The following is a 10,053-nucleotide window of genomic DNA, read 5'->3' on the forward strand; positions in this document are numbered from 1 at the left end:
GAAAGGACTCACGAGGCGCGTAGCGCCCTATGTTCTCGCCATCCCTCGCTCGACGGCGGCGATGATGCTCGACCTCAGCTCCGCAGCCGGAACGATCGAATGCACCGACCCGACCTGAAGTGCGCGATCGATGTTGTGGACCGCTTCGAATTCCTGCGCGACCTCACCGAGCTTGTCGGACCGAACCGCACTGCGTGCCGCGGCAAGTTCGACGCGGAGGTGTGCGCGCTCGGCGTCGTCGGTCGCCTTTGCAAGCTGCTCTTCCAGCTCCTTGACCGACGGATCCGCTGCGGTGCGGTTGTTGACCTCACGCGAGAACACCACTGCGGCAGCGGGAGCGCCACCGATCACCGAGGCGAACGACCCCTCGACGGCGAGCACTTCCATGTTGTCGTTGAGCGCTCCGGAGAACACGACGAAGGCGCCGCCGTGGTAGCGCGAGATCACGCAGAACACGATCGGACCGTCGAAGTTGACGATCGCCCGACCGATCTCGGCGCCGTATTCGAGCTGGATGTTGCGCAGCGATTCGGGCGAGCCATCGAAGCCGGACAGGTTGGCAAGCACAACCAGGGGACGATTTCCGCTGGCCGCGTTGATCGCTCGCGCCGTCTTCTTTGACGAGTTCGGGAACAGGGTGCCCGAGGTCCATAGATCGGGACCGTCCGCCGGGAACCAACCCTTACGCGGGATGGTGCGCGACTCGATGCCGATCACCGTTGCCGGGATGCCCGCGAGGTGCGCGTCGAACACCACCGACGTCTCCGCTCCGGCCATGTCCGCCCACCGCTCGAGGACCGTGTGGTCCTGATCGACGACGGCCCGCATGACGGTCCGAATGTCGAAGGGCTTCTTACGTTCCGGGTTGGTGACGGAGGAGAAGATGTCGCCGACGGTGGTGAAGTCGCTCGACGGGTGCACGTGCGGGTAACCGCGGACGTCGCGATTGACGGGGTCCTTGGTATGCGCGCGACGGGGGAAACGTTCGCCGGGTGCGGTGTAGGAGTGCTCGTAGTGTGCGAACAGAATGTCGCAGGCGGCGTTGAGGTTCGGCGCCCAGTATTGCGCTTCACCGTTCGGGCCCATGACGCGGTCGTAGCCACCGATGCCGAAGTTGTCTTCGGCAGAGACGCCACCCGAGTAGTCGAGCGACTGCTTACCGGTCAGCACCATGGCACTGTCCGGCGTCATCACCAGGATGCCCTTGGTGTGGGTGAGCATCGTCGCTTCGGCATTCCAATACGGCTGTGCGCCAACGTTGATACCCGCGACGACGATGTTGATCTCACGGCCGTCCTGCGTGAACGTGATGATCCGGCGCAGCGCGCGGGAGACCCAGTCCATGTTCTCGGTACCGCTGTCCATGGAAATCGTTGCACCGGACGACAACGTGAACCATTCGAGCGGTATGTCGAGTTCTTCGGCCAAGTCGAGCGCAGCCACGACGCGGGAGCACTCGGCTTCGGCAACGGTACCGAGCGCCTTCGTCGGATCGCCGAACAGCGCAACGCGGGTCATACCCTCGGGGTACCGCAGCGTCGGTGTGGTGACGAGTCCGACGATCAGGCCCGCTTTGTTTGTGCCGTAAGGCCTTTCGACGGGTGCGAGGCGGCCTGTGCTGTCGAAATCGTACTCGGTGAACGTGCCGTCCTCGCCGGTGAGCAGCGGAATGATCTCGTACGGGTAGACCGTGCCACGGGCGCGTGACCGCAGCACCTTCTGCGTGTAACCGTCGAGCGGCTGCAGCGGTTCGGTCGGCGGCTCGGTCGCCTTGATGAAGACACCGGCGCCCGAGCGGTACGAAAAGCGCAGTGCCACTTCACGTGGCGCTTCGTTCGGCTGTTCCTGCAGCAGTGCGAGCAGGGTGACCTCTTCGAGGCCTGCACCGACCGTCAGCGGCGCGATGTACTGCGCGATGGTGGTGAGCTGTTCCATCGGCTCGTTGATGACGGGCCAGATGTAGAGCGCAACACGGTTGTTGTCCAACCTGTTCGAGCCGCGCTTGGCCTGCTCACGCCGGATGCCGTCCATACATGCCGACAGCGCACGCTCGATCGCGGGCAGTGCGACGATGTTGCCTGCCGAGTCGCGCTGGACCGTCTCCTCGCGGATTTCGGCGAAGGCGATGAGTCGCTTGTCGGCCGGATTCTCTTTCGCGTCGAGCTGATACAGGTGCGTATCGGCAGCCGACGGCAGGCGGGTGCCGTCGAAGTGCTTGAGACGCCAGAAGTCGAAGCGCTGACCGGTCAGCGGATGCATGTCGCGGATGATGCGATCCTCGACCAGGCCGGATTCGTTGCCGCGCAACGTGATCAGCTGGATCGACTCCTTGGGGCCGAACACCGTGACCGTTGCTCGACGCCACGTCCGTGCCTTCGGATGCTTTTCCAGCACATCGCGCAGGGCCTCGGACAGTTCGTCGCCTTCCGGCGCTGTCGGCCACGACACGTAGAGGTCGACAGCGAGGTCGTCGGTCTTGGACCCGGCAAGTTCGTCGACGATGTCGAGGGTGCCAGCGAAGTCTTCGATCGTGGTGCTGATCGAGATCAGGTCGACGCGCTCACCGGCTTGATCGAACGTTCCGGTCACGATGGTGCGGCCATCGCGGGTGAACGCCTTGACGTCGCCGAGGACGTGGATCAGGTAGTACTGCCGAGTGATCACTTCGAGCAGGGCGCCCGGGTCTGCGATGCGCTGTGCGAGCAGACCGATCAGCGGTTCCGGCGTTGCCGCGAGCGCCCGGACCCGATCGCCGTAGTCCACGGAATCCGGTCGTTCGGCCAGGTATTGCAGGTTGCCGCGGACGTTGTCGTAGGCGCGGTTGCGAATTTCGCGGATCGACGGCTCGTCGAAGAACCGGAAGCGCAGGTTCCGTGCGACGTCGCCGATGACCGGGTAGCGGACCTGGGTGGCCTCGATCAACCGATCGAGCACCTCGGCGAGCGCCGGACCCGCTTTCGGTGCCGGTGCGGCGTCGGTGAGCCAACGTTCGAGCAGGCCGACGATCACGGGGACCTGGTTCTCGATGCGCTGCAGTGCGAGGAAGAGGCGGTAGACCGCTTCTTCGAGCAGCGGACCGTGTTCGAGGTCGATGATGTCGTAGTGGCTCAGCGCGCGGGAGAGTCTGTCGCGGAACGAGTCCGGCAGGCCCTGCACGTCGACGTCCAACGACAACAGGTACGAGTGGAAATGCTCGCGCGGGCTGTGCGCCTGCTCGTGGGCGTATTCCTCTTCGTCGGCCGAGGGCCGGTTGCGGGACAGTTCGCAGATGTCTGCGAAGGTCGTCAGCAGGTCGAGTTCGGCGTCGACGGTGCGGTCGGCAGCCGTCAACGACGACCGCAGCGTGTCGTACTCGCGCAGCAGTTCGCGGGCGCGCGCGCCGCCGACGTCGAATCCGGTCAGCACGGCACGCAGCGCATCGAGACGCGCTGTCGCTTCGGCGCGGGCGTCGCTTTCGATGGTCGACGCCTCTTTGGCGAACTCGACTCGCGGCGATGTGGAGACGGCGGCACCGTCGTCGACGGGGTCGACGCGCAGCAGCGGAGCGCCGGCATCGATCTGTGAGTTGACGACCGCGAGCACTTCGCGGACCCTGCCAGCAAACGGTGCGCGAACCGCGGTTTCCATCTTCATCGCCTCGAGCACGACCAGCGTCGCGCCGGCCTGAACCTCGTCACCGGGGGCAACGGGAACGGCGACGACGACGGCGGGCGCGGGTGCACGAACGACGCCTGCTTCGTCCTGGCTGATCTGGTGGCTGATGCCGTTGACCTCGACGAGGTAGTGCGCGGGACCTGCGACGGAGACCACGTGATAGCGCTTGCCGCCGACGACGATGCGGCTTTCGTACTTGCCGTGGCGATCGACGTCGACCTCGAATTCGCCCCCTTCGGTCTCGACGCGGTAGCGGTGCGGACCGATCTGGCCGACGGTCAGCTGATACGCCTGACCCTGGTAGGAGAGTTCGACCGCGCGGCCGATGGCGTGGGTCGCACGTGGGCGTCCACCTCGCGCAGAGTGCAGGAACGCGGCGCGTTCGTGGGTCTCTTCGGCGTCGTAGGTGTCGATGGCCGCGGCGATGAGTGCGATGTCGGCGACGCGGGTCGGGCCGTCGCTGGTTCCTGCGCCGGTGCGGTCGAGCCAGCCGGTGTCGGCGGATGCCGAGATGACTTCGGGGCGGTCGAGCAGGTCGAGGAGGAACGACTTGGTCGTCGTGCCGCCGTCGAGGACGACCGTCGTCTCGCGCAGCGCAGTGCGGAGTCGTGCGAGCGCCTCGGAGCGGTCCTGACCCCATGCGATGACCTTGGCGACCATCGAGTCGTAGTCGGGTGGGATGACGTCGCCCTGTGCGATACCGGTGTCGACGCGCAGGCCCGAGCCGAGGGGGAACTTGAGCAGCCGGACCGTTCCGGGTGCGGGGGCGAACCCGTTGTCGGCGTCCTCGGCATTGAGGCGCGCTTCGACAGCGTGGCCGAATTCGGTCGGGCAATCGCCTTCGAGGCGGTGGCCGTTGGCGACCATGATCTGCAGTTTGACCAGGTCGAGGCCGGTGGTTGCCTCGGTGATCGGGTGCTCGACCTGCAGGCGGGTGTTCACTTCGAGGAACGTGAAGAGCTTCTGATCGGGCTGGTAGAGGTACTCGACCGTGCCCGCGCCGCGGTAGCCGGCGGCGTGCACGAGCTCGCTCGATGCGAAGCGGAGGTGGTCGGCCTGCTCCTTGGTGAGCAGGGGAGAGCTGGACTCTTCGATGACCTTCTGGTTCTTGCGCTGGATCGAGCAGTCGCGCACACCGGGTGCCCAGACGTTGCCGTGGTTGTCGGCGATGACCTGGACTTCGACGTGGCGGGCGTCGGTCACGAGCCGTTCGAGGAAGACGACGGGGTCGCCGAACGAGCGCTCTGCTTCACCCTGGGTGCGTTCGAGGGCTAGCTCGAGTTCGTCTTCGGCGTAGACCTTGCGGATGCCGCGGCCACCGCCGCCGCTACGAGCCTTGATGATGAGGGGGTAGCCGATGGCCTGAGCGTGCCTACGCGCGTCGGATCGGGTTTCGACGGCGCCACCACTCCATGGTGCGACCGGAACGCCGACCTTCTCGGCCAGGATCTTCGCTTCGACCTTGTCGCCGAGCAGACGCATCGCCGAGGCGGGCGGCCCGATGAAGGTGATGCCGAGCTTCTCGCAGAGATCGGCGAAGTTCGGGTCTTCGGCGACGAAGCCCCAGCCGACCCATACGGCGTCCGCATTGGCCGCCTTGAGCGCGCGCCCGAGTTCCGCATGGTCGAGGTAGGGGCTCGTCGTCCCGTTCGACCGCAGGGTCACCGATTCGTCGGCTTGCCGGACGAACATCGCGCGACGTTCGGCTTCTGTGTGCAGAGCGATCGTGGCTATGTCGTAGTTGTGCTCTGCATTCAGCTCCCGGACGGCCCTGATCAGGCGTACGGCGGCTTCGCCCCTGTTGACTACAGCAATTCGAGTGAACATATCTCTCTATCGTCCGGTGTCGAAGGTTCGTTCTTGCAGCATGCCTCAGCAGGCGGCATATGCGGGATGATTCCGCGTCGACGTGTCTATTCAGCGATGTTCGACGGGTCCGGTCTTCGATCGCCGACAGGACCCGCAAGCGTCGTTGCGGTCCACTCAAGGTTGCAGCATCGAACACCGACCCGCCAAGTCGACATCCCGGCGTGTCTGCGTCGCTCGATCGTAAGAATCCGAAAGGTCAAGCAGCGGTCCGTGTTTCGCAGACGGTTGTGCGGAGAGTGAAATTTCCCTCTCTCTGTGCGATTTACCCGTACCCGTGAGTAACGTTGTGGCCGAACGCTTCTCGACGAACTAAGTTACCGTCGGGTATTCACAGATTTCTGTTCATCGTGAGCTCGGCGAGTTCCCGCGCGGCCTCGCACGGGTCCGGCCCGTTTGCGGAGCCGACCGACTGTACCCACCACGTGATCACACCCGAATAGTTGACGGTGACGCCGCACGCCGCCGGATTGCCTGGCCGCAACGCCTGAAACGCGGAAGCGCCCTTGATCTTGACGTCGGTAACGTCGTACTGCAGTTGGCCTGCGACGTCGCGCTCGTGCGCGAGCGAGTTGTTTTCGAACCACGCGAAGGTCACGTCGACCCGCCCGCTTGGAACGCTCACGTCCCACATGCAGATCGCGCCGAGGAAGTAGCGCTCGATGTCGTTGCCGCCGACGGTCGAGGAGATCTCCTCGTCGGAGACGGCATCGCACTCGTGGAGCAGTTTGTCGAACTGGGTCGACGGCGACGGTCCGCCTGCCGCGGTCGGCTTGCCGGTGACGGTCGTGCCGCACCCGACGAGAACGAATATTGCCGCGACGGCAATCATCCAGCGACTCCCGGTCCGACGGTTCACGAGGCCTTCTCCATCGTCAGATTCGCGAGGGCAAGAACGGGCGCACAGACGTCGGCGGGTCGGTCGGCAGCGGTGAAGTCGACAAGCCAGTACACGAAGTCGTCGTTGTCCTGGATTCCGACTTCGCAGAACTGATCGGCCGGATCCCGCGACGTGTAGGCGCGACGGCCGTCGATCTCGAGATAGGTGACGAGGCGGCCACTCGCTTCCGAGCCGAGCCGTTCCCGGTCGATCGGACTGCCGCGAAACCAGACGAACATGGCGTACGGATGACCGCCTGCCGCCTCCCACCGGCACTTGATGCCGTTGCGCGAGACAGGCAGCAAGGTTGGCAACCCGGTGATTGCGACGACCGACTCGTCGTTCACGAACCCGCATTCGTCGTAGAAGGTGCCGGGGCCGGACCGTGCGGGATCGGCCAGCGGCGGCGTCTTCTTCGGCTGATCCGGGCCGTTCGAGTCGCAGCCGGTCAGCGTGCTCGACCCCACCGCCGCGCAGGCGAGCGTGACCAGCGAGGCAAGCCTGATGGTGGCGGTCACGGTGCGGGGCACTTCACGAGGTTACTGCGCTTCGAATACGGGTAGACTGAGGTCACCGATAGTCATGCGCGGCCGGACGGCCAGCGCGGCTGTCGATTGATGGTGAGGCCGTAGCCGGCGAGGAGTTCCGGTTGGCGCCGTCGAATCGTGCTTCGTCACACCTCGACCTGGACCCGTCGAGTCGGTGATTTCCACTGACAGAACACCCACGCCTTTGCGTGACATCCCGATTCGCCCGTCTGCATGTACCTGCGGACCCACCAAACCGATCGAAAGCATTATGTACGACCAAAATTCGTTTGTAGACGTGTCCGTTGTCCGCCCGTGCTGCGGAGGTCGCCGTGGCCATCTCTGAAGTACGCGAATACGCCCATCTCACCGAGGCCGACGTCGAAGCCCTCGGCAAAGAGCTCGACGAGATCCGTCGCGATATCGAGGAATCACTCGGCGAACGCGACTCGCGTTACCTCTACCGCACGATCGCCGCACAACGACTTCTCGACGTGACGTCGCGAGCGGTGATCTTCGCCAGCCGGGGACCATTCACCACCGCGCTGGGGACCGTCGGTCTTGCCGTTGCGAAAAGCATCGAGAACATGGAACTCGGCCATAACATCTGCCACGGCCAATGGAATTGGATGAACGATCCAGAGGTCCATTCCAACTCGTGGGAGTGGGACATGGCCGGGCTGTCCGCCCAGTGGAAGTACTCGCACAACTATCGTCATCACGTCTACACCAACGTCATCGGTATGGACGAAGACATCGGCTTCGGCATCATGCGGGTGACTCGCGACGACAAGTGGCAACCGCAGCATCTGCTCCAACCTGTACGAAACCTGTTGCTGGCAGCGACATTCGAGTGGGGCATCGCTCTGCACGACCTGTATTCCGAGCAGGAGCGCGCAGCAGACGAGTCGGGCAAGCAGGCCGAGAAGAAGATGTTCCTGCGCAAGATCGGTCGACAGCTGGGCAAGGATTACGTGCTGTTCCCCGCTCTGTCGGGTCGACGCTGGCTACGGACCCTCGGCGCGAACGCGGTCGCGAACCTGATGCGAAACGTGTGGGCGTACGTCGTGATCTTCTGCGGCCACTTCCCCGACGGCGCAGAGAAATTCACGCTGACCGACCTCGACGACGAGACGCGAGCCGACTGGTACCTACGGCAGATGCTCGGTACCGCCAATTTCGATGCCGGTAAGGCCATGGCGTTTATGAGCGGCAACCTCTGCTACCAGATCGAGCACCATCTCTTCCCGGATCTGCCAAGCGTTCGCTACGCCGAGATTGCCGTTCGCGTACGCGCACTCTGCGACAAGTACGACCTGCCGTATACGACGGGATCGCTTGCGAAGCAGTACTTCCTGACCCTGCGCACGATTCACAAACTCGCCCTGCCGGACAGCATGCTGATCGCGACCTGCGACGACGCGCCGGAAACGGCATCGGAGCGGAAGTTCAGAACGTCGGCGGTGCAGCAGGAGGACTTTGCCGGGCAGACGGGGCGGCGTGGTCTGCGTACCGCGATTGCCGAGCGAAAGCGGTTCCGGCGCTAGCAAGTTCTTTGCGCGGGCCGCCCAATAATTTCAAACCAGAGGAGTACGTGTGCACCAACTCAAACTCGGAGTTCTTTCGCGAACGCGGAAGGAAAACGAGCATCGGGTGCCGATTCATCCGTCACACCTCGACCGGATCGACGACGACCTTCGTTCCAGCATCTTTCTCGAGCGTGGTTACGGCGACGACTTCGGACTGACCGACGATCAGCTTGCACCGTTCGTCGGCGGCATGTGGTCGCGCGAACAGCTGATTGCCGATTGCGACGTCATCCTGCTTGCCAAGCCGATGGCCCCCGATCTGGAAGAACTTCGGGAGGGCCAAGTGCTGTGGGGCTGGCCGCACTGCGTGCAGGACGAGAAGCTCACCCAGATTGCGATCGACCGTAAATTGACGCTCATCGCATTCGAGGCGATGAATCACTGGGGTACCGATGGTTCGTTCAATCTGCATGTGTTTCACAAGAACAACGAGCTGGCCGGCTACAGCTCGGTCTTCCACGCGATGGCGATCGCAGGCTCGACCGGCAACTACGGGCGTCGGCTGCGTGCGGTTGTCATCGGGTTCGGTGCCACAGCGCGTGGCGCCGTGACGGCTCTCAGTGCGCACGGCGTGCACGATGTCGAGGTCCTGACCCAGCGCGGTATCGCTGCCGTCGCGTCGCCGATCCACTCGGCGCAGATGGTGCAGTTCGATCACGACGTCGACAACCCGGGCGACCCACGCCGAAGCCACGCGCTGACCGAGGACGGACGGGTGCCGCTCGCGGGCTTCCTCGCGGAGCACGACATCGTCGTCAATTGCGTATTGCAAGACACCGCAGCACCTTTGACGTTCCTGATCGACGAGGACGCCGATATCTTTCCGCCGGGCAGCTTGATCGTCGACGTGTCGTGCGACGAGGGGATGGGGTTCAGTTGGGCGCGTCCGACGACGTTCAGCGAGCCGACCTTCACCGTCGGCGAGCACATCACCTACTACGGGGTCGACCACAGTCCGTCCTATCTCTGGAATTCGGCGAGCTGGGAGATCAGTGAAGCCCTGCTGCCGTACCTGCGGACCGTGCTCGAAGGTCCGGATGCGTGGGGCAAGAACCAGACAATCAGCCGCTCGATCGAGATCCGTGACGGCGTGATTCAGAACCCCGCGATCCTCGCTTTCCAGCACAGATCAGCCGATTTTCCGCATCCCTACACAGAATTGGTGGAGTCATGACCGGAGTAGAGTCATCCGCATCGTCCGATGCCACACTCGATTCGGATTCGACATCCCGTATGTGCGAAACCTGTCCGCACACCTGGGAATCCCACGATCCGATCGCAGCCAGGTACTGCTCCGCAGTCGCTGCGCGCTCACTCGATCGCTCCTGCATCTGTTCGCAGAACAAGCCGACCCCACAACCGAAAAAGGAAAACAAATGAGTTCCGATACGACGACCCGCTCACGCTACGAAGAACGTGTACACCTGGTGTCGGAGGCTTTGACCTCCAACACCAAGCTCGACAAGAAAGCCGCAGCGAAGGTCGCGGTGCAGATCCTGCATGCGATCGACACGATTCCCGAGAAGGTTCGCTAACT

Annotated in this window: 7 protein-coding genes; 4 read left to right on the forward strand and 3 right to left on the reverse strand. The window is 63.9% G+C overall.

The window, feature by feature from the left end; all coding sequences use genetic code 11:
• Positions 1-27: 27 nt before the first annotated feature.
• The 3 genes from JGU71_RS19185 to JGU71_RS19195 form a co-directional block, all read right to left on the reverse strand.
• A complete protein-coding gene (locus JGU71_RS19185; RefSeq protein WP_199705890.1) occupies positions 28-5,481 on the reverse strand; it encodes an ATP-binding protein in 5,454 nt (1,817 codons plus the stop codon).
• Between the two features lie 370 nt (positions 5,482-5,851).
• Positions 5,852-6,379 (reverse strand): DUF3558 domain-containing protein, encoded by a 528-nt coding sequence (locus tag JGU71_RS19190; RefSeq protein ID WP_372433203.1) that lies wholly within the window; start codon positions 6,377-6,379, stop codon positions 5,852-5,854.
• Complete coding sequence (locus tag JGU71_RS19195) at positions 6,376-6,930, reverse strand: DUF3558 domain-containing protein (protein WP_199705891.1); 555 nt, start codon at positions 6,928-6,930, stop codon at positions 6,376-6,378. Before JGU71_RS19195 ends, JGU71_RS19190 begins: the two co-directional genes overlap by 4 nt.
• Positions 6,931-7,259: 329 nt before the next feature.
• On the opposite strand from JGU71_RS19195, the gene JGU71_RS19200 reads away from it, so the two are divergent.
• The 4 genes from JGU71_RS19200 to JGU71_RS19215 are packed head-to-tail and all read left to right on the forward strand — an operon-like array spanning position 7,260 to position 10,051.
• Positions 7,260-8,474, forward strand: coding sequence for a fatty acid desaturase family protein (locus JGU71_RS19200; protein ID WP_199705892.1), 1,215 nt, complete (start codon positions 7,260-7,262; stop codon positions 8,472-8,474).
• A 49-nt stretch (positions 8,475-8,523) separates the two neighbouring features.
• A complete protein-coding gene (locus tag JGU71_RS19205; RefSeq protein WP_199705893.1) occupies positions 8,524-9,690 on the forward strand; it encodes a N(5)-(carboxyethyl)ornithine synthase in 1,167 nt (388 codons plus the stop codon).
• Positions 9,687-9,896 (forward strand): RGCVC family protein, encoded by a 210-nt coding sequence (locus tag JGU71_RS30605; protein WP_199705894.1) that lies wholly within the window; start codon positions 9,687-9,689, stop codon positions 9,894-9,896. Before JGU71_RS19205 ends, JGU71_RS30605 begins: the two co-directional genes overlap by 4 nt.
• Positions 9,893-10,051, forward strand: a complete 159-nt coding sequence (locus JGU71_RS19215) for a DUF6307 family protein (RefSeq protein ID WP_199705895.1) — start codon at positions 9,893-9,895, stop codon at positions 10,049-10,051. The genes JGU71_RS30605 and JGU71_RS19215 overlap by 4 nt, the downstream gene beginning before the upstream one ends.
• Positions 10,052-10,053 lie beyond the last annotated feature (2 nt).

It is taken from the genome of Antrihabitans stalagmiti, from assembly GCF_016482825.1.
GTDB lineage: Bacteria > Actinomycetota > Actinomycetes > Mycobacteriales > Mycobacteriaceae > Antrihabitans > Antrihabitans stalagmiti.

Coding starts and splice junctions, on each gene's coding strand:
- JGU71_RS19185 (WP_199705890.1), bottom strand. CDS start 5,481: ATGTTCACTCGAATTGCTGTAGTCAACAGGGGCGAAGCCGCCGTACGC.
- JGU71_RS30605 (WP_199705894.1), top strand. CDS start 9,687: ATGACCGGAGTAGAGTCATCCGCATCGTCCGATGCCACACTCGATTCG.
- JGU71_RS19215 (WP_199705895.1), top strand. CDS start 9,893: ATGAGTTCCGATACGACGACCCGCTCACGCTACGAAGAACGTGTACAC.